This is a genomic window from Botryobacter ruber, from assembly GCF_003347595.2.
Classification (GTDB): domain Bacteria; phylum Bacteroidota; class Bacteroidia; order Cytophagales; family Hymenobacteraceae; genus Pontibacter; species Pontibacter ruber_A.
The window spans coordinates 132,478-150,597 of the sequence record NZ_QCZK02000049.1; the positions used below are offsets into that span (position 1 = coordinate 132,478).

21 protein-coding genes are annotated in these 18,120 nt (G+C 51.3%); 11 read left to right on the forward strand and 10 right to left on the reverse strand.

Going from position 1 to position 18,120, the window contains the following annotated elements; genetic code table 11:
• Positions 1-82 precede the first annotated feature (82 nt).
• Positions 83-568, forward strand: coding sequence for a DUF922 domain-containing protein (locus DCW36_RS16095; RefSeq protein ID WP_240676206.1), 486 nt, complete (start codon positions 83-85; stop codon positions 566-568).
• Positions 569-696: 128 nt separating this feature from the next.
• Here DCW36_RS16095 and DCW36_RS16100 read toward each other — a convergent pair whose 3' ends face one another.
• A complete protein-coding gene (locus DCW36_RS16100; protein ID WP_114781296.1) occupies positions 697-2,232 on the reverse strand; it encodes an FAD-dependent oxidoreductase in 1,536 nt (511 codons plus the stop codon).
• Positions 2,233-2,455: 223 nt separating this feature from the next.
• Between DCW36_RS16100 and DCW36_RS16105 the strand changes: the two genes are divergently transcribed.
• Positions 2,456-2,812: a tRNA-binding protein gene (locus tag DCW36_RS16105; protein ID WP_114781297.1), complete on the forward strand. Its 357-nt coding sequence runs from the start codon at positions 2,456-2,458 to the stop codon at positions 2,810-2,812.
• 193 nt (positions 2,813-3,005) lie between these two features.
• Here the strand turns inward: DCW36_RS16105 and DCW36_RS16110 are convergent, their stop codons facing one another.
• A complete protein-coding gene (locus tag DCW36_RS16110; RefSeq protein WP_240676207.1) occupies positions 3,006-3,479 on the reverse strand; it encodes a DUF4296 domain-containing protein in 474 nt (157 codons plus the stop codon).
• 56 nt (positions 3,480-3,535) lie between these two features.
• Between DCW36_RS16110 and DCW36_RS16115 the strand changes: the two genes are divergently transcribed.
• From DCW36_RS16115 to DCW36_RS16145, 7 genes are all read left to right on the forward strand, one after another.
• Positions 3,536-4,420: a DUF58 domain-containing protein gene (locus DCW36_RS16115; protein WP_114781298.1), complete on the forward strand. Its 885-nt coding sequence runs from the start codon at positions 3,536-3,538 to the stop codon at positions 4,418-4,420.
• The gene (locus DCW36_RS16120; RefSeq protein WP_125185323.1) at positions 4,413-5,360 is read left to right on the forward strand and encodes a hypothetical protein; all 948 of its coding nucleotides are present in this window, start codon (positions 4,413-4,415) and stop codon (positions 5,358-5,360) included. Before DCW36_RS16115 ends, DCW36_RS16120 begins: the two co-directional genes overlap by 8 nt.
• Positions 5,308-6,360, forward strand: coding sequence for a VWA domain-containing protein (locus DCW36_RS16125; RefSeq protein WP_114781300.1), 1,053 nt, complete (start codon positions 5,308-5,310; stop codon positions 6,358-6,360). Before DCW36_RS16120 ends, DCW36_RS16125 begins: the two co-directional genes overlap by 53 nt.
• 112 nt (positions 6,361-6,472) lie before the next feature.
• Positions 6,473-7,159: a YggS family pyridoxal phosphate-dependent enzyme gene (locus tag DCW36_RS16130; RefSeq protein WP_114781301.1), complete on the forward strand. Its 687-nt coding sequence runs from the start codon at positions 6,473-6,475 to the stop codon at positions 7,157-7,159.
• 48 nt (positions 7,160-7,207) lie between these two features.
• The gene (locus tag DCW36_RS16135) at positions 7,208-7,657 is read left to right on the forward strand and encodes a DUF2750 domain-containing protein (protein ID WP_114781302.1); all 450 of its coding nucleotides are present in this window, start codon (positions 7,208-7,210) and stop codon (positions 7,655-7,657) included.
• A 115-nt stretch (positions 7,658-7,772) separates the two neighbouring features.
• A complete protein-coding gene (locus DCW36_RS16140; protein ID WP_240676208.1) occupies positions 7,773-8,594 on the forward strand; it encodes a glycerophosphodiester phosphodiesterase family protein in 822 nt (273 codons plus the stop codon).
• An 82-nt stretch (positions 8,595-8,676) separates the two neighbouring features.
• Positions 8,677-9,054: a DUF423 domain-containing protein gene (locus DCW36_RS16145; protein WP_114781304.1), complete on the forward strand. Its 378-nt coding sequence runs from the start codon at positions 8,677-8,679 to the stop codon at positions 9,052-9,054.
• Between the two features lie 6 nt (positions 9,055-9,060).
• Here the strand turns inward: DCW36_RS16145 and DCW36_RS16150 are convergent, their stop codons facing one another.
• Entirely contained in the window at positions 9,061-10,341 is a 1,281-nt protein-coding gene (locus tag DCW36_RS16150; protein ID WP_114781305.1) for a hypothetical protein, read from the reverse strand.
• Positions 10,342-10,686: 345 nt separating this feature from the next.
• On the opposite strand from DCW36_RS16150, the gene DCW36_RS16155 reads away from it, so the two are divergent.
• Together DCW36_RS16155 and DCW36_RS16160 are read left to right on the forward strand one after the other, a co-directional pair.
• Entirely contained in the window at positions 10,687-11,385 is a 699-nt protein-coding gene (locus DCW36_RS16155) for a CoA transferase subunit A (protein WP_114781306.1), read from the forward strand.
• Positions 11,386-11,525: 140 nt separating this feature from the next.
• Entirely contained in the window at positions 11,526-12,182 is a 657-nt protein-coding gene (locus tag DCW36_RS16160; RefSeq protein WP_114781307.1) for a CoA transferase subunit B, read from the forward strand.
• A gap of 164 nt (positions 12,183-12,346) precedes the next feature.
• Here the strand turns inward: DCW36_RS16160 and DCW36_RS16165 are convergent, their stop codons facing one another.
• The 7 genes from DCW36_RS16165 to DCW36_RS16195 form a co-directional block, all read right to left on the reverse strand.
• Complete coding sequence (locus DCW36_RS16165) at positions 12,347-12,553, reverse strand: hypothetical protein (protein ID WP_114781308.1); 207 nt, start codon at positions 12,551-12,553, stop codon at positions 12,347-12,349.
• A gap of 248 nt (positions 12,554-12,801) precedes the next feature.
• The gene (gene rplT / locus DCW36_RS16170) at positions 12,802-13,146 is read right to left on the reverse strand and encodes a 50S ribosomal protein L20 (protein ID WP_114781309.1); all 345 of its coding nucleotides are present in this window, start codon (positions 13,144-13,146) and stop codon (positions 12,802-12,804) included.
• 95 nt (positions 13,147-13,241) lie between these two features.
• Positions 13,242-13,436, reverse strand: a complete 195-nt coding sequence (gene rpmI / locus DCW36_RS16175; RefSeq protein WP_114781310.1) for a 50S ribosomal protein L35 — start codon at positions 13,434-13,436, stop codon at positions 13,242-13,244.
• A gap of 23 nt (positions 13,437-13,459) precedes the next feature.
• On the reverse strand, positions 13,460-13,981 hold the full coding sequence (gene infC, locus DCW36_RS16180) for a translation initiation factor IF-3 (protein WP_114781311.1): 522 nt from the start codon (positions 13,979-13,981) through the stop codon (positions 13,460-13,462).
• Positions 13,982-14,102: 121 nt separating this feature from the next.
• Positions 14,103-16,040 carry a threonine--tRNA ligase gene (gene thrS, locus DCW36_RS16185; protein WP_114781312.1) on the reverse strand — a complete coding sequence of 646 codons (1,938 nt, stop codon included), beginning with the start codon at positions 16,038-16,040 and terminating at the stop codon, positions 14,103-14,105.
• Positions 16,041-16,046: 6 nt separating this feature from the next.
• A complete protein-coding gene (locus tag DCW36_RS16190) occupies positions 16,047-17,150 on the reverse strand; it encodes a tetratricopeptide repeat protein (protein ID WP_114781313.1) in 1,104 nt (367 codons plus the stop codon).
• A gap of 202 nt (positions 17,151-17,352) precedes the next feature.
• Positions 17,353-18,108, reverse strand: coding sequence for a tetratricopeptide repeat protein (locus tag DCW36_RS16195; RefSeq protein ID WP_240676209.1), 756 nt, complete (start codon positions 18,106-18,108; stop codon positions 17,353-17,355).
• Positions 18,109-18,120: the final 12 nt, after the last annotated feature.

Genomic DNA, 18,120 nt, shown 5'->3' on the forward strand with positions numbered 1-18,120 from the left:
TATTGCCTACATTTTATCTTTTCTGGCAGGTTTTTTCGCACCCGCTACGCTATCAGTTACATCGAAAACTCCTATAGCCACCGTGGCAGAAAGTAACACCAGTACCGATAAACTTGCCTGGACACCCGACCGAAAATTAACTTGGGAAGATTTTAAAGGTGCTCCGGATGCCGGCGATCCGCATCATGCCTTAACCACCGCCAACCTTGCCCTCGATGCAAAATGCAAAAACAACCAGTTTGTGTACGAAGTGAGCTGCGTGTTCCTGGCGGACCAGTCCTGGTCTAAAAATAAAAAATCAGCACAACTGCTATACCACGAGCAACTACACTTCGACCTGACGGAAGTACATGCGCGTTTGCTGCGAAAGAAACTGGAGAAAATTGGCACCTCCTGCGAGGACGTGCAAAAGAACCTGAATCCGACTGTTAAAGCGGCCTTTGCCGCCTGGAAAGCAGAACAGGATAAATTTGATATGCTCTCAAACCACGGCTTAGATTCGGAAGTACAACAGGCCTGGGCTGCCGACATTTCGCAGCGCCTGCAGGAATTGGAAGCCTATCAGTAAGTAACATACAAATTTGCTCAGCAAAAGCAGGTTAATCAAAAGTAATACATACTTAAAAAAAACAAGCGCGGCTGCCTCTGAACGGGGCAGCCGCGCTTGCTTTTGCAGGGCTTCGTTGAAGCTCTCACTCAATCTAATTTTTCAAGGTCTTTTATAGCCGGACCGGTGATTACGCGCCCGAACGGGTCGAAGCGGGAGCCGTGGCAGGGGCAGTCCCAGGAATGTTCGGCGCTGTTCCAGTGCACCACGCAGCCCAGGTGGGTACAAACAGCTGAACACTCGTGGCGGACGCCCTCCTGGTCACAGTAAACAGCAATTTTTTTCATACCCTGTCGCATGATGCGGCCTGTTCCGGGCATTACTTCTGCGGGATACTCCACCTCGCCCGAGGTCATGTAATCTTTAAACTGCGCTGCAACATTCAGGTTTTCCTTCAGGAACTCACCCGACGATTTCAGGCTCACACGCGCCGGATCATACAGTTTTTCCCACGGATTGGGCCGTTCCATAATCAGGTCGGTGAGCAGCATGCCGGCGATGGTGCCGTGTGTCATGCCGTGCCCGGAGTCGCCGGTTACGATGAAAACATTTTCGGTGTCGCCCGGGTTTCTGCCGATAAAGGCCAGGCTGTCGACCGGCTCCAGTACCTGCCCCGACCAGCGGTACACCACCTCGCCCGCCATTGGAAATCTGAGCCGCATCCAGCGCTCCAGCTCGTCGTAGTGCACCTGCGGCTTGTCATCCTGCCCGGTTTTATGGTCGGCCCCTCCTACCAGCAGCAAATCAACATCTTCGCCTCCTGCTGCTTTGCCTTTCATCAGGCGGATGTAGTGGTAAGGGTCCTGCATATCCCAGTAGAGTGCATCAGGAACCTCGCCGCTTTTTACGGCAGCTGCAACCACGTAGCTGCGGTATGGCGCCTGTTTGGTGTGCATCGTTACAAAGTCGTTTACAGGGGAATTGGTTGCAACAACCAGATGGTTGGCTGCCACCGAAAATCCTTTGTCCGACACGGCAGCTACCACAGGTCCTGATTCAAATCGCTCAATTTTGGTATCGGTAAAAATTTTTCCGCCTTTATCCAGGAAAGCGGCGGCCACGCCTGCCAGGTACTTGAGCGGGTGGAAGTGCGCCTGGTTCGGGAAATGCAGGCAGGGCAGCGCTGTTAAGGTTGCCACAGGACTTTGTTTGCGGAGGATCACGTCCAGCCAGCCAATCTGCTGCAGGGCCTCCAGCTCTTTCATCAGTTCCTCCTCTTCTTTGCGGTCGTTGGCAAACAGGTAGCCATCCACGCGCCTGAAGTCACAGTCGATGCTCAGTTCATTTGCAATCTCTTCTATTTTGTCGATGGCGGTGCCATGGCTTTGGGCTGCGAGCCGTGCCCCATCCACTCCAAACAACCGGATCAGTTCCGTAAAGCGATCGTCGAGGGCATTGGAAAGGTGCGCGGTTGTGCGACCTGTCTCGCCACCGCCTATGGTTTTGGCTTCCACCACGATCACGCGTTTTCCTTCTTTTGCCAGCAGGTAGGCTGTGGTTATACCAGCCAGACCTGCGCCTACCACGCAAACATCGCATTTCAGGTTTTCAGTCAGGGGGCTGGTTGCTGGCATGTGCACCTCCTCTACCCACACAGGCAGGCTGGCTCCGGATTCTTTTTTCATAGTATGTTCTGTTATTTGATGCGTCAGGTTATAAACAAATGCAATGCTTAAACAGCAAAAGGAGCATCAGTTGTATAGGAGTACGGCTGCTAAAATACTTATGTTGCTATGCCTATATTGCAGGCGCATTGCCGGGACTAGTATAAATTTGCTGGAGCAACCATTCCGTAAACCAGGTATTATTTTTTATTTTGCCGCATCATTAACCAATCACAATCTTGCCATGTACGCACCTTCCGAACCCCTGGCCCCCATTTCCTGGCAGCAGTTTGAGCAGACCGACATCCGGGTTGGTACCATCCTGGAAGCAACGGATTTCCCGGAAGCCAGGAAGCCTGCCTATAAACTGGTGATAGACCTGGGCCCGCTGGGCATCAAAAAATCGAGTGCACAGGTAACAAAGCTTTATACCAGGGAAGAACTTAGAGGGCGGCAGGTGTTGTGTGTGACCAACCTTGGGAAAAAGCAGATAGGCCCCTACGTGTCGGAAGTACTGGTGACGGGTTTTGAAGATGAGGAGGGAAATATCGTGCTGGCGCAGCCTGCCGCCCGGGTGCCCAACGGCAGTAAGCTCATGTAAGGCTGACGAGGTGCTGCAGTGGCTGTGGTGGCAGGAGCAGCAGCGTTTTTAAAGGTTACTTAATGTGGTGAAGGTATGGTGGCAGGAGCAGCAAAGTTTAGAAGAAGCATGTACCGGGATAAAAGAAGCAACAACGTGAAAAAGGAGGTAAATTTATTTGCTGCTGCTGTCACCACAGCCACTGCACAAGTGTTTACTCCGGCGTTTGCTCATGCGCTTCTTCAAGCGTATCGGCTACTGCAGCAGAATCAGGGACCGCTACTGTGTCGGGCGTAACAGCTGGCGCATCAATATTTGTTTCCAGTTGATTCAGATCTGCATTTGCCTGCCGGGCTGCCTTTATCTCCCGCAGGCTCAGTGTATCTATCACCACTTCGTAGAGTTTGTTCATCTCATCCAGGTTGCGCAGGTAATAACGGTAGGTCGTGCGAAACTCCTCGTTGGTAACATCATGCTTTTCCAGCACCTCTTCCTGGTAATGGTTAAAGGTCATCAGGGCCGTATCCGGGTACAGGATGGCCCGTTCTACCTGGGCCTCAACGGTATGAATGTCGGCCAGGATCTGCACCATCTTCTCCTGGCGGAGCAGATTGGCAGGTTTTTGCGGTTCGGGATCGCTGCAGCCAGCCAGACTGAAGCAAAAAAGAATGTAGAAAAGTTTTTTCACGGATGAAAATTACGATATAAAGTCCTAATTTTAAAATCAGACGCGAGGCAGATGCTATGAGAGAGCTTGTTCAGAAGCTGCGAAAGTATGAGATACGCATCCGGAAAGCCATCACTACCCAGATGCAGGGCAATTTTCATTCCGTGTTTAAAGGCACCGGTGTGGAGTTCGACGATGTGCGGGCGTACCAGTACGGCGACGATGTGCGTTCTATAGACTGGAACGTGTCGGCCAAAGGGCATGGTACCTTCGTTAAAACGTACAGGGAAGAAAAAGAGCAGTCGGTTTTCCTGATGCTCGATGTGAGCGCTTCGCAAACCATTGGCTCGGGCAAACAACAGAAGCTCGACGTGGGCAAGGAAGTCTGCGGTGTGCTGGCTTTGTCAGCAGCTAAACAGCAGAGCCAGATCGGCATGATCTGCATCAGCGACAAAAAAGAAAAATACATCAAGCCGGCCAAAGGAATCGAGCAGAGTTATGCCATCATCAAAGCACTGCAGGAATTGCAGCCGCAGTCGGCCAAAACAAACCTGGCCAACGGCATCAAGCTTACGCTCGACATTATCAAACGGCGCAGCATCATCCTGCTCATCTCCGATTTTATCGATATCAACTATGAAAAAGAGCTGGGTATGCTGGCCCGGCGGCACGACCTGATCGTGATACAGCTGCTGGACATGCGCGAGCAAACGCTGCCAAGTTTAGGCATTGTGCCCGTACTCGACACAGAAACCGGGAAAACAATCTGGCTCAACACGTCGGGCAAAGAATTCCGGAAAAAATATTTTGCGCAGTATGCCGAAAACCAGACGAAAGTAATGCGGATTTGCCAGAAGTACCAGGCCAATTACCTGGCCATCAGAACAAACGAAGACTATGTGCCGCAGTTGGTTAATTTGTTCAGGTTACGAAACAGATCATCTAAGAAAAAGAGTGCGTAGTTTACCTGCAGTTATCTTTTTACTCCTGTGCCCCTGCCTGGCATGGGGCCAGCAACTCCGGAAACCTACCGGCAGCTTCAGCCGCGACAGCATAAAACTGGGCGCACTGGTGGAGTATGCGCTGGTGCACCGGCATCATCCGGCACAGGAAGTAATCCTGCCTGACTCCGGTTATTCCTTCGCCCCATTCGAGCTGGTGCAGAAACGGTATTTCCCTACCCAGACCCGGAATGGCATTAGTACCGACAGCGCCGTCTACACCCTCCGCACCTTCGAAACAAACTCCATACAGCAGCTGGCTTTACCCGTGTTTGTGTTAACAGGACAAGACACCGTTCAACTGGCTTCGGTGCCGGACACAGTCCTGCTGCACCAGCTTGTGACAGAAGTAAAAGAGCCGCTGGTAATTAAATCGGTAACGGGACTGGCCTTTGTGGAGGAGCGCTTTAATTGGCCAAACCTGGTGCTGTGGACCTCTGCCGGTATCCTGCTGCTGTGCCTGATCTGGCTGATTTTTGGCGAGACGATCAAGATAAAATATACGCTGTACCGGCTGCGCAAAGACTACGTCTACTTCTCGTCGCGTTACAACACGCACGTAGACCGGCTGGTAAAAGCAGGCTATTCGCAAAGCATCGAGAAGGCAGTAACTCTCTGGAAAAACTACCTTACCAAGCTCGAACGAAGCGCCATCAACTCCTTTACCACCAAAGAAATTGTGGTGTTTTATAACGACAACGAAGAAATTAACAATGCGCTGCGCCTGTGCGACAAGGCCATCTACGGCAACATAGCCGCAGAAGCCGATGAAGAAACACGAAAAGCGTTAAGCCTGCTCCGGCGCTTTGCCAAGCGGCGTTATAAGTTTCAGCGCGAGATAACAGCAAATGCTAAGAAAAACCGACGATCTGCTCGATTGGCTGAATCCAGAGTGGTTTAGCTACAGTACCCTGGCCTCTTTTGACTGGGTGTACCCGATTGTACTTTATGCCCTGCCGGTTGTGCCCTTGCTGTTCCTGGTAAAAGGCCTGCTCCGGCTCAAATCGCAGAACAAGCTGAACATGGCGATGTTCGAGGGCAGCGTGCAGTGGCAGTGGACCAGCCTGCTCCGGTTCCTGCCCGATGTTACGTTTATTTTGTTTATCATGCTGGTGCTGGTGGCCCTGGCCAGGCCGCAGCGTGTGTACGAACAGATAGAGCAAACCGCCGAAGGCATCGATATTGTCCTGCTGATGGATGTGTCGGGGTCGATGGAGCTGCAGGATATTAAACCAAACCGCCTGGCAGCAGCCAAAGAAGTAGCCATCGACTTTATAAACGGGCGCGTGCAGGACCGTATCGGCTTAGTGGTTTTTGCCGGCGATGCCTACTCCCTGGCCCCCCTCACTACCGACTACCAGCTGCTGCGCGAAAGCATTAAATCCATTGGCTTTAAAATGATACCAAACGATGGTACGGCCATTGGCAGTGCACTGGCGATAGCCGTGAACCGCATGCAGGATTCCGAAGCGAAAAGTAAAGTAGCCATTCTCATCAGCGATGGCGAAAACACGGCCGGCAACCTGGACCCGGTAATGGCGGCACGCCTGGCGTATGCCCATAACATAAAACTTTATACCATCGGAATCGGTAAGGATGGACTGGTACCCTATGACGTAGACAAAAGCGGCAAAACCATTTTTGTAGAGGCGCAGCTCGACGAGAGCAGCCTTCGGGAAATTGCCACGATAGGCGAAGGACAGTTTTTCAGGGCCGACACGAAAGATGCCCTGCAACAGATTTTCAGGAACATTAACCGGTATGAGAAAACCGAAGTTATCGAAAAACGCTTTCACGACACCCGCGACTATTACCAGATTTACCTGCGGTGGGCCCTGGTACTGCTCCTCTTCTGGATGCTCCTGAAAAACACTTTTGTAACCAACGTACTGGAGGATTAGAGAGTTTGAGAGTTAGAGAGTTGGGGAGTTTGGGAGGTAGAGAGGCAAAAATCCTGTTAATTTTTAAATCATTTAATCCTGTTCAAGACAACAATTAACCAATAACTAAGATATGCCAACAATTGCTGAGAATATCCTGTTTTTTGACGACAAGCTGAAGAACACGCCCTGCCGCCTGGTAGCCGTTACCAAAACACAGCCTATGGAGGCCATTATGGAAGCTTATCATGCCGGCCACCGCTTGTTCGGGGAGAACAGGGTACAGGAGCTGCTCGAAAAGCACGAACAACTGCCGCACGACATTGAATGGCACCTGATCGGGCACCTGCAGACAAACAAGGTAAAGCAAATCGCCAGCTTCATCAACACCATACAGTCGGTAGACAGCCTGAAACTGCTGAAGGAGATTAACATGCGTGCCGAGGCCTGGAACCGCTCCAAACCCATTAACTGTATGTTCCAGATCGCGATTGCAGACGAAGACACCAAATATGGCATGAGCTGCGACGAAGTAGAAGAAATACTTCAGTCGGAGGAATACCGTTCCATGAACTATATCCGTATAACAGGAGTGATGGGCATAGCAACCAACACAGACAACGAAGAAAAGCTACGCCAGGAGTTCCGCCACCTGCGCGATTGCTTTAACAGGCTGAAAGAAACGTTCTTTTTTGCAAACCCCGATTTTACCGAAATTTCCATGGGGATGACATCAGATTATGAGCTGGCAATTGCTGAAGGAAGTACCATGATTCGGGTTGGAAGTGGTATATTTGGTCAGCGTAACTACCGGAAATAATAACAGCTGCAGGAAAACAACCATTCGTTCATAAAAACTTACAATACCATGACACAGCATTCTACCACCAATGATGTAAAGTACCAGCAATTTATAGAGCAGGTTGTTGCAACCGGCTCTGTCTGGGGACTCTCACAGGGCGAAGCATGGGCTACTTCCTCTTCTGCCGAGTACGAAGATGCAGATGTTATTCTCTTCTGGTCCGACGAAGCATCAGCTGCCGCCTGCGCCACCGACGATTGGCAGAATTATAACCCGGAAGCCGTATCCATTGAAGAATTCCTGGAGAACTGGTGTGTTGGGATGTACGACGATCACCTGCTGGCCGGGCCCAACTGGAGCGAAGATTTGCTCGGTGACGAGGTGGAGCCCCTGGAACTGGCGCTGCATGTGGTTCAGGAGCTGAAGCAGAAAAACAAACCGATCCACCTGACGCAGTACGACAATGAAAAGGACTTCGAAAACCAGATCCTGGAAGCCCTTGCAACAGAAGATTAAATCAACCGGCAACTTCCAAAGATAAAGTTTACCGAAAGCCATTGCTACCCTAAATGCAGTGGCTTTTGGGTTTTTAAGGTACTGATCATGTTATAAATCAAACCTTTCCAAGCCCATGGAACTACCTGCTTTTGATATGGAAGGGCACAGAGGCGCCCGCGGCCTGCTGCCAGAAAACACCATCCCCTCGATGCTGCTGGCCCTGGACCTGGGGGTGACAACGCTTGAACTGGATGTGCTTATAACAAAGGATGAGCAGGTAATCCTCTCCCATGATCCGCAACTGAACCCTGCCTATGAATTTCTGCCTGCCGGTGAAGCTGTAGCAGCAGCTAACAACACCTATACCTGGTATGACCTGAACTACAGCGATATCCGGAAGTTTGACGTGGGTTCCAGGTATTACGAAGAGTTCCCGGAACAGCAAAAACTGCAGGTGCACAAACCCTTGCTTTCCGAGGTGATAGATGCCGTACAGGCGCACGTGAAAGAAAGAAAACGGAAGCCGGTTTTGTTCAACATCGAGCTGAAATCCGAACCTGAGACGGACGGAAAATTTCATCCGCGCCCGGAAGTGTTTGCGCAGCTTGTAATGGATGTTGTACACGAGAAACAGGTACAGGAGCAGGTGATCATCCAGTCGTTTGATGTGCGGATCATGCAGGCTGTCCACCCCAAATATCCCCATATAAAAACAGCTTTGCTCGTTGAAAATTCCGATAGTTTTGAAACGAATCTCCAGCGGTTGGGCTACTCCCCTGTCAGCTATAATCCCTGGTATAAGTTAGTAACGCCTGCTTTGGTCGCCGACTGCCACCAACGCGGTATGAAGCTGATTACCTGGACTGTGAATACGCTGGAGGAGATGCGGCACCTGAAACAAATGGGCGTGGACGGTATCATCTCGGATTACCCCAACCTGTTCCGGCAGCTATAAACCCATATCAAAAGCTGATTTCTGCCGTGGCTGTCGTACATTTGCCTTGTGAACAACCACGTTTCTCACAAGCAAATATAACATGACACAAAAAGCGATACTTCTTCTTGCCACTGCCCTGGGTGCACTTACCGTAATCATCGGTGCATTTGGCGCTCATGCCCTGGGCCCGATGCTGCAGGCTACTAACCGAACCGCCACTTTCGAAACAGCTGTGAAATACCAGATGTACCACACGCTGGCCCTGCTGGCTGTGGGTTTGCTGCTGTTCCGTGTAGAACATCCTGCCTTACAGGTTGCGGCCTGGTGTTTCCTGCTGGGCATCCTGGTGTTCTCCGGCTCCCTCTATACCCTCTGCATCACCGGCATTACCTGGCTGGGCGCTATTACGCCAATTGGCGGTACCCTGATGATTGTGGGCTGGGGCGCTTTGTTTTATGCCATCCTGAAGGCGCTGTAGCAAAGTTTAGTGCCAGCGCTCCATGTGGTGTGCGTGCGTAGACAGGTAAGCGCCCGGGCTGAAATGCTGATCGTAAAAGTCGAGGTCCAGGTGATGCGCCTGCAGGTACATCAGGCTGAAAATGCTGGGTACGGTGCCCGGAAATTTACCGAAGCTGTCGAAGATGTACTGGGCCTGCAGCGCTACGCAGGCTTTAAACTCCTCGGAATGTACCTGTGCACTGCTGCGTACGTTGCGGCTTTCCTTAAAGGGACCGGGTGTATCGGCATGAAAAGGGCCTCCTTTGCCAAACTTCCTTTCTACCAGGGCATCCACGGCTGCGCGCATGTCGGGGTAGTGGGGCGGACAGAACCCTTCAAACCCCCCCGGCAGTCCCGTTACATTCGGTACCGCCCAGCGGTCGTCGGTATCGTAGCGGAAGCCGAAGCCCGGCACTTCCGGGTTGCCGGTTGCACCCAGCGTGGTATGGCGGTCGATGCCATCGAACATCCAGCCTCCCAAGCCCATGGCCTGTAGTAGCAGCATGCCGGCATAACAGCTGCAAGCAATTTCGGCGGTAGCTTCGGTCATGGCGTACTGCTCGCCATAGGTTAGTGGCATTACCTTGTCGGGCTCCAGCAGGTGCTTATACTGTTCTATCCCCGGAATTTCTTTTTTGTTTACATCATCGTAGAGGCAGTAGCCATTCTGCACCAGGAAACAGATGATCAGGAGCATGTGCTGCGCCAGGTCGGCCACCGGCATGAGTAACAGGCTGCCGGGCCTGTTGGCGCACCAGGTGTTGTGGCCTTCCATATACGGTTCTTCAGTCGGAATGTGCAGGCGGGTATCGGCCAGTTTGCGAATGCGGGGGCGGTGCATGTCCAGCAACTTCTCCAGGTCTTCTTTCCCGGTTTGGTCTGGTCCGCGCAAAGCAGGCGCATCGCGGGTATCAAAAAAGTAGGTGCCGGTGTCGTCGGTAAAGAAGAGCTGGCTGGTGTGAAACCCGGCGGCAGAAGGAAAGGTCCGTCCGCCTGCTGCTCCCGAATAATTCGGAAAATGAGGTGCGTAGCGGGCGTTGCGGGTTATCAGGTAGTTCCAGCCGGTATTGCCTGCGGTTGCTGTTAGCACCAGCATCTTTTCCAGTTCCGACAGCGGCAATGGCTCCTGCCTGGACGAGTAGGCAAGTGGTCCGTCGGGAATAGAAGCGCCGCATGAGAACCGGCGGGCTCTGCGGCCCAGGAGCGCCGCCAGCAGCGGAAATTCCAGCACATCTTTCAGGCCCTCCGGCCCCTGCTTTTCGTTCATAGCTGTACAGGTAAAGTGAGGGAAAACTTAGTGTGTTATACTATTTTTTATTTCTATAGTTAAAAATCTCACAAAATATTTCCTTCACACGCAGCAGCAGAGGCAATGGTGGCAGGAGCAGCAGAATAAAACAGCCTCACAGGCCGTAAAAAAATCTGCACCCACAGCCACCACTCCCGCTGCTGCTGTAGAGCCCGAAAATTTTTGTTTCCAATGCGCTTTGCTGCCCTAAAAACCGGTTTTTGAAACAGCAGCATCACCTTTTGTAAACATTCACGTTTAAATAGCTATATCACTATTTAACCTTTTCCTGGTACATTTCTTCTCCTAACCTGAACAAGCACCATGATAAACAAGACCCGTAGAAATGCCGAAGAAGCCCTGTACGATGTAGAAGACGGGGCTGTGCTGATGCTGGGTGGTTTCGGTCTTTGCGGTATCCCTGAAAACTGCATACAGGAGCTGCTGCACAAAGGCGTCAGCAACCTGACCTGTATCTCGAACAATGCCGGCGTAGACGATTTTGGCATTGGCCTGCTGCTGCAGAACCGGCAGGTAAAGAAAATGATTTCGAGTTACGTGGGCGAGAATGCCGAGTTCGAGCGGCAGCTGCTGACCGGGGAGCTGGAAGTAGAACTGATTCCGCAGGGTACGCTGGCAGAGCGCATTCGTGCAGGAGGCGCAGGAATACCCGCCTTTTTTACCCCGGCCGGCTACGGCACCGAAATAGGCGAAGGCAAAGAAAGCCGCGAATTTCACGGTAAAATGTACCTGCTGGAAACGTGGCTGAAAGCTGATTATGCCTTCGTAAAAGCCTGGAAAGGCGACACAGCCGGTAATCTCATTTACAAAGGGACCGCCCGCAACTTCAACCCTATGATGGCGGCGGCAGGCAACATTACAATAGCCGAAGTAGAAGAACTTGTACCCGCAGGCGAACTGGACCCAAACATGATTCACACCCCCGGCATTTACGTGCAGCGCATTTTCCAGGGAGTAAACTATGAAAAACGGATTGAGCAACGGACGGTACGTCCGGATTAATGTGCTTATGAGTTAATGTGCTAATGAGTTAGTGTGGTCCGTGCAGGAGACGCGAGCATCGCGTCTCTACAATACACATTATTTTCTATAACTCTTAAACTCTTAAACTCCTAAACTTTCTAACTCCTAAACTAAAAAACATGGCCTTAGATAAACACGGAATAGCAAAACGCATTGCGAAAGAAATTAAGAACGGGATGTATGTGAACCTGGGCATTGGCATTCCGACGCTGGTAGCCAACTACATTCCAGCCGGGATTGAGGTGATCCTGCAGTCGGAGAACGGGCTGTTGGGCATGGGCCCTTTCCCTACCGAAGCCGAAGTGGATGCCGACCTGATTAATGCCGGCAAGCAGACGATTACCACCCTCCCCGGCTCTGCCCTCTTCAACTCATCCGAAAGCTTTGCTATGATACGAGGCGGGCACGTAGACCTGACCATCCTGGGGGCTATGGAAGTATCAGAAAATGGCGACATTGCCAACTGGAAGATTCCGGGTAAAATGGTGAAAGGCATGGGCGGCGCCATGGACCTGGTCGCTTCTGCCAAAAACATCATCGTGGCCATGCAGCACACTTCCCGCGACGGCACTTCTAAATTGCTCAAAGAGTGTAGCCTCCCGATTACCGGCGTCAGGTGCATCAAACGCATTGTTACCGACCTGGCGGTGCTGGAGGTTACCGGCCAGGGATTTAAGCTCCTGGAACGGGCACCGGGGGTAACGGTGGAGGAAATAAAGCAGGCAACCGCGGGCGCTTTGGTGATTGAAGGCGAAATCCCAGAAATTGAAGAGTAGTTTTTGTTTCGAAGCGGGAGCTTCACGGGGCACTATTTCAGAACTAGGTAATTGCTTTAAAACAAAACAGGAGCCCTTGTATTGGAACTCCTGTTTTGTTACTTGTGGCGTTAGTGCCTATCAAAATTTTACTACCGTTGTACAGCCAGGTCAGGTTGTACGCATCAGCAGGATTTACCTTCTTTGTCTTTGGCATTCCAGGCACCCTGTCCCTGCTGCTGGCTTGCGGTTGCTTTGGTTCCTTTTGTTCCCAAGTCTGTTGCCCCTTTAAAATTCGCTTTATTGGATGCATTGCCAGGAACAGGCGTTGCATTTGCATTTGAGGCTGGTTTCCCTTTCTGGTTTTTATTTTTATCTTTCTCTTCTGCCATAGCTTTAAAATTTAATATATGATTGAAATGTATACCGACACTTGTTGCTGGTATCTTCTCTTAATGATACGCCTACAGGGGTAGGTGGGTTATCGGATGGCTGGCAGAACGGGAAGGCAACTAGTCAAAATCTGGAGGAGCAGTGGCTGTGGTGACAGCTGCAGCAGAACATTTTTGAGTTCCGGAGGCTGATAAACCAAAAAAGGCCTGACGAACGCCAGGCCTTTTTCTTATATTACTGAAGTAAATTACTTTACTTTATCAACGATGCTTTTGAAAGCTTCCGGATGGTTCATCGCCAGGTCGGCAAGTACTTTGCGGTTCAGGTCGATGTTGGCCTTTTTAAGGGCACCCATCAGGGCAGAGTAAGACATACCGTGCTCGCGGGCACCGGCATTGATACGCTGAATCCACAGCGCTCTGAAGTCTCTCTTTTTCGCTTTTCTGTCGCGGTAAGCATAAACCAAACCTTTTTCAATTGCGTTTTTCGCAACTGTCCAGACATTCTTGCGACGGCCAAAGTAACCTTTGGCCATTTTCATCATTTTTTTTCTTCTGTGTCGTGCTGCTACGACGTTTACCGATCTAGGCATTTCTAAAAAGTTTTAGCGACTGGTGATCCATTTGGGAATCTTTTTAAACCAGGCACCGGGTTCGTACTAAATAATTAACCTTCTGATTCCGAAAATCAGATTTTCAGCATGAACTTAACGTTCGCCTCGTCAGCAGAGCTAACCAAGCCGATGTGCGTTAAATTACGCTTTTGCTTTGTGGTTTTCTTGGTCAGGATGTGGCTTTTGTAAGCGTGCTTACGCTTGATTTTGCCAGTACCTGTCAAAGAAAAACGCTTCTTTGCACCAGATTTTGTTTTAACTTTTGGCATGTGTATATAATTAATGAAACAAATTACTTTTTAGGTGCGACCACTTTCGGCGAAAGAATCAAAAACATTCTTTTTCCTTCCAGTTTTGGCAGCTGCTCAACTTTTGCTATTTCTTCCAGCGCCTGAGCAAATTTAAGCAACAGGATTTCGCCGCGCTCTTTAAACACGATGGTTCTGCCCACAAAGTGTACATAGGCTTTAATCTTAAAGCCACTTTCCAGGAAGCCCTTGGCATGTTTAAGCTTGAACTCGAAATCGTGGTCATCGGTATTCGGACCGAAACGGATCTCCTTGATAACCACTTTCTGCGCTTTCGCTTTCATTTCGCGCGTTTTCTTCTTCTGCTCGTACTTAAATTTCGAGTAGTCGATGATGCGGCAAACCGGCGGGTTGGCCGTTGGCGAAATTTCCACTAAGTCCAGATTTTGCTCGTTGGCCATTTGCTGGGCCGTGCGCGTTGGATAGACACCCTGCTCTACATTGTCTCCGACTACCCTTACTTCTCTGGCAGTTATTTTATCATTGACTTTGTACGGCTCTTCCACCTTACCTCGTGGGATGTAGCGTTTATTTTGCTGAGTAGCTATAGTTGTACCTCCTTAAATTTAGTTTTGACAATAAGGCTGCGAATATCGCAAATAATGTATCAATAAAAAAGCAAATCGCTTAATTGTTTAAAAGCTCGGCTATTTTAGACTTAAACATACCGATAAATTCACCAACCGAGATGCTGCCCAGGTCGCCTTCGCCGTGCTTGCGGACCGAGATCGCATTGTTTTCCTGCTCTTTCTCTCCCACAATCAGCATGTAAGGCACTTTGCTTACTTCGGCATCGCGTATTTTACGGCCAATTTTCTCGTCGCGGCTGTCGATGTACCCGCGGATGTCTTCCTGCTCCAGGCTTTCCTTTACCTGCTGCGCATACTCCTGGTACTTTTCAGAAATCGGCAAAATGGCAAACTGGTCCGGGCTCAGCCAGATCGGGAAATTACCGCCGCAGTGCTCTATCAGTACCGCCACGAAGCGCTCCAGCGAACCAAACGGCGCCCGGTGCAGCATCACAGGCCGATGTTTCTGGTTGTCAGCGCCGATGTACTCCAACTGGAACCTTTCTGGTAAGTTATAATCGACCTGAATAGTTCCCAGCTGCCACTTTCTTCCCAGCGCATCCTTCACCATAAAGTCGAGCTTTGGTCCGTAAAACGCAGCCTCTCCCAACTCGGTTACAGTACGCAGCTCTTTTTCCTGCGCCGCTTCGATAATAGCAGCTTCTGCCTTTTCCCAGGCCTCGTCGGCTCCTATATATTTCTGCTTGTTCTCCGGATCGCGCAATGAGATCTGGGCTGTATAATCATTGAAGCCCAAGGCTTTGAACACGTACAGCACCAGGTCGATAACTTTGGTGAATTCTTCCTTTACCTGGTCGGGGCGGCAGAAGATGTGGGCATCGTCCTGGGTAAAGCCACGCACCCTGGTCAGGCCGTGTAACTCACCGCTTTGCTCGTAACGGTAAACGGTGCCAAACTCCGCCAGGCGCACCGGCAGCTCTTTGTAAGAACGCGGACGGGTTTTGTAAATTTCGCAGTGGTGCGGGCAGTTCATGGGCTTGAGGAAGAACTCTTCGCCCTCGTTCGGCGTTTTGATGGGCTGGAACGAATCGGCGCCGTATTTTTCGTAGTGACCGGACGTTACATACAGCTCTTTGCTGGCGATGTGCGGCGTTACCACCGGCTGGTATCCTGCCCGTGTCTGCGCCTTGCGCAGGAACTGCTCCAGGCGCTCGCGCAGCAGCGTGCCTTTCGGCAGCCACAACGGCAGGCCCATGCCCACTTTTTCGGAGAAGGTGAATAGCTCCAGTTCTTTTCCCAGTTTGCGGTGGTCGCGTTTTTTGGCTTCTTCCAGGCGCTCCAGGTACTCTGTCAGCTCCTTTTGCTTGGGGAAGGTGATGCCGTAGATGCGGGTAAGCTGCTTACGCTTTTCATCTCCGCGCCAGTAGGCGCCGGCCACGTTCATGAGCTTGGCCGCTTTGATGAAGCTGGTATTGGGCAGGTGCGGCCCGCGACACAGGTCTACAAAGTTGCCTTGGGTATAAAAGGTGATGGTACCGTCAGCCAGGTCCTTGATCAGGTCGAGCTTGTATTCATCGCCTTTCTCGGTGAAAAAATCTGTTGCTTCTGCCTTGGAAACTTCGCGGCGCGTGAACTCGCTTTTGTTACGGGCCAGTTCCAGCATCTTCTTTTCTACCGCTGCAAAATCATCCTGCGAAAACTGGCGGTCGCCCAGGTCCACATCATAATAGAACCCGTTTTCGATCGGCGGACCGATACCGAATTTAATGCCCGGATAAAGCTCTTCCAGGGCTTCTGCCAGCAAGTGTGCGGACGAGTGCCAGAACGTATTTTTGCCCAGGTCGTCGTTCCAGGTGAGCAGCTGCACGGCGGCATCTTCGTTAATCGGGCGGTTAATGTCCCAAACAGTATCGTTAACTTTGGCAGCCAGCACATTACGGGCCAGGCCTTCGCTGATACTCTGTGCAATCTCAAAGCTTGTTACGCCTTCCTGATACTGGCGCACGGAGCCATCCGGCAGTGTAATATTGATCATGTATGTTTAATTACTTTTAATGTCTATAGACTTTAATTCGATACGCGAGGTATCGGCCGTGATTACCCGGGGACCCTGTATTTTACTTTTCAGGCGGCTGATGCTCTGGTGTACATAGGTATACCGGGGTTCGGCTGCCAGCAATCGCTGGTACTGTTCCAGTGACTTCTGGTACTGCCCTATCCGCTCATAGCAGTTGGCAAGCGTCGCCATGAACTTCAGGTTGTTGCCGTACGTACTGGCGGCTTTCTCCAGGTGCTCGATGGCGCCAACGTTGTCTCCCTGCTGGTGCAACTCCAGCCCCAGCCAGAAATGCGCCCCCTGCAGGGTATCGTTCAGGGCGAGGGCTTTTTCAAAGCTTACCAGCGCACTGTCGGGTTGCTGCCGGACCTGGTGGAGCAGCCCTTTGTAGAGCCACAACTGGCCGTTGTCGCTGGCTAACGCCATGGCAGACTGCACGAGTCCGCCTGCCGTTTCAAATTCTTTCCGGGCAAGATAAATTCCTGCCAGTTCGCGTTGCGGCTCCATAAAATCAGGCGCCTGTTCCAGCGCCTTTTTATAGCTGCGGACAGCTCTTGCTGTATCTCCCGTCTCCGCCTGAATGCGCCCGCGGTAGTAGAAAGCGTATTCGTCGGCCGGCGATATGTCCAATGCCTGGTTAATGTAGGCTCTGGCCTGCCGGTAATCGTGGCGCTGCAGGTACAGGTCGCCGAGGAGCACAAAGAGCGAGGAACTCTGGTAGGAGTTCCGTTCGGCCTGCAGCGCCAGCGCCAGCGCCTCGTCCTGCCTGCCCAGTGCCCGCAGTACCTGCGCTTTCACAAACCAGGTAGCCGGGTCGCGTTTAGACAAGCGTACGGCTTCGTTGGCATCTGCCAGCGCTTTGGTTAATTCTCCCTGCCGCAACAGCACAATGGCCCGCCGGGCATACAAACTTCCGTCGCCGCCAGTGCGCGCAATGGCATTGGTCAGATTGGAGAGCTGCGCCTCCGGCCTGTCGGCCATCTCTTCCAGGTTTACCATCTGCTCCCCCTCCACTTCGCTGGAGGTACAGGAGGTCCCCAGGCCAAGCAGCCACAAACCTAACAGCAAAGAAAACGCCTGTATTCTCATTCCCCGGTTAACACGTTCTACGCAACGGCAGTTTTTGCCTGCGCTAAATTATATATATTTTACTTAAATAACGAGATTCTTCTGCTATCTCCTTTTTACCGTTCGCCATTCATTTTATAGGTGCAGAGGCTGTGGTGGCAGGTGCAGATAAGAAAAATGCCTGCATCCGGAAACGGAGCAGGCATTTTTTTATCAGGAAAAACTACCGTAACTGCTCATCCAACATAATCTTGCAGCGCCTGCTTAGTTCCAGCTCCTCTTTTGTTTCCAGGTTAAGCGTTAAGGCGCGCTCCAGTACAGAAATGCAGTTATCGCGGTCTTTTATTTCGCGGTAAATAGAAGCCAGGTCAAAGTAATACCGGATATTCTGCGGGTTATATTCGATTGCTTTCTGCATGGATGTAACAGCCTCTTTGGTGCTTACATCTGCGGGTGCATCGCCCAGGAATAACTTGGAGGCCGCCACCTCGGCAAAATTGAGGTTGGCCATTTTATACTGCCAGCGTCCCAGTAAATGCCAGGCGCCGGCATGAAAGGCATCGCAGGCTAAAGCAGCATCCAGGTAACTCTTTATCTCCCGGGTCAGGGTCAGCCGTTGCTTCGGACCGGACATAAGCGCGATGTGTGCTAAGGTAAGTGCCATCATGTAATTCGATTCGGCATCGGCTGCATTCAGCACATAGGCCCGAAGCGCATAGTCCTTTGCTTTGTTAAAGTGCTGCAGTTTGCGGGTATCGTCTGCATACCGGTCCCCGATGCGGTTGTGCAGCAGACTGGCTTTGCACAAGGCTTCGTAATTGTCGGAGGAGAGCGACAACACCTCCTCGTAAACACGCAGTGCCTCGGTATCTTTATAATGACTCAGCAAAGAGTCTGCCCGTTGCAGCAGTTGCTTATGGTCTGAAGAAACGGCAAAGGCCTGCTGCACAGGCAGCACGCCCCCCATTAAAATCAGCATATATAGTACATG

Coding starts and splice junctions, on each gene's coding strand:
- DCW36_RS16160 (WP_114781307.1), top strand. CDS start 11,526: ATGGCCTTAGATAAACACGGAATAGCAAAACGCATTGCGAAAGAAATT.
- DCW36_RS16115 (WP_114781298.1), top strand. CDS start 3,536: ATGAGAGAGCTTGTTCAGAAGCTGCGAAAGTATGAGATACGCATCCGG.
- DCW36_RS16190 (WP_114781313.1), bottom strand. CDS start 17,150: ATGAGAATACAGGCGTTTTCTTTGCTGTTAGGTTTGTGGCTGCTTGGC.
- DCW36_RS16130 (WP_114781301.1), top strand. CDS start 6,473: ATGCCAACAATTGCTGAGAATATCCTGTTTTTTGACGACAAGCTGAAG.
- DCW36_RS16105 (WP_114781297.1), top strand. CDS start 2,456: ATGTACGCACCTTCCGAACCCCTGGCCCCCATTTCCTGGCAGCAGTTT.
- DCW36_RS16140 (WP_240676208.1), top strand. CDS start 7,773: ATGGAACTACCTGCTTTTGATATGGAAGGGCACAGAGGCGCCCGCGGC.
- thrS (WP_114781312.1), bottom strand. CDS start 16,040: ATGATCAATATTACACTGCCGGATGGCTCCGTGCGCCAGTATCAGGAA.
- DCW36_RS16100 (WP_114781296.1), bottom strand. CDS start 2,232: ATGAAAAAAGAATCCGGAGCCAGCCTGCCTGTGTGGGTAGAGGAGGTG.
- DCW36_RS16125 (WP_114781300.1), top strand. CDS start 5,308: ATGCTAAGAAAAACCGACGATCTGCTCGATTGGCTGAATCCAGAGTGG.
- DCW36_RS16135 (WP_114781302.1), top strand. CDS start 7,208: ATGACACAGCATTCTACCACCAATGATGTAAAGTACCAGCAATTTATA.
- DCW36_RS16165 (WP_114781308.1), bottom strand. CDS start 12,553: ATGGCAGAAGAGAAAGATAAAAATAAAAACCAGAAAGGGAAACCAGCC.
- DCW36_RS16155 (WP_114781306.1), top strand. CDS start 10,687: ATGATAAACAAGACCCGTAGAAATGCCGAAGAAGCCCTGTACGATGTA.
- rpmI (WP_114781310.1), bottom strand. CDS start 13,436: ATGCCAAAAGTTAAAACAAAATCTGGTGCAAAGAAGCGTTTTTCTTTG.
- DCW36_RS16145 (WP_114781304.1), top strand. CDS start 8,677: ATGACACAAAAAGCGATACTTCTTCTTGCCACTGCCCTGGGTGCACTT.
- rplT (WP_114781309.1), bottom strand. CDS start 13,146: ATGCCTAGATCGGTAAACGTCGTAGCAGCACGACACAGAAGAAAAAAA.
- DCW36_RS16195 (WP_240676209.1), bottom strand. CDS start 18,108: ATGCTGATTTTAATGGGGGGCGTGCTGCCTGTGCAGCAGGCCTTTGCC.
- DCW36_RS16150 (WP_114781305.1), bottom strand. CDS start 10,341: ATGAACGAAAAGCAGGGGCCGGAGGGCCTGAAAGATGTGCTGGAATTT.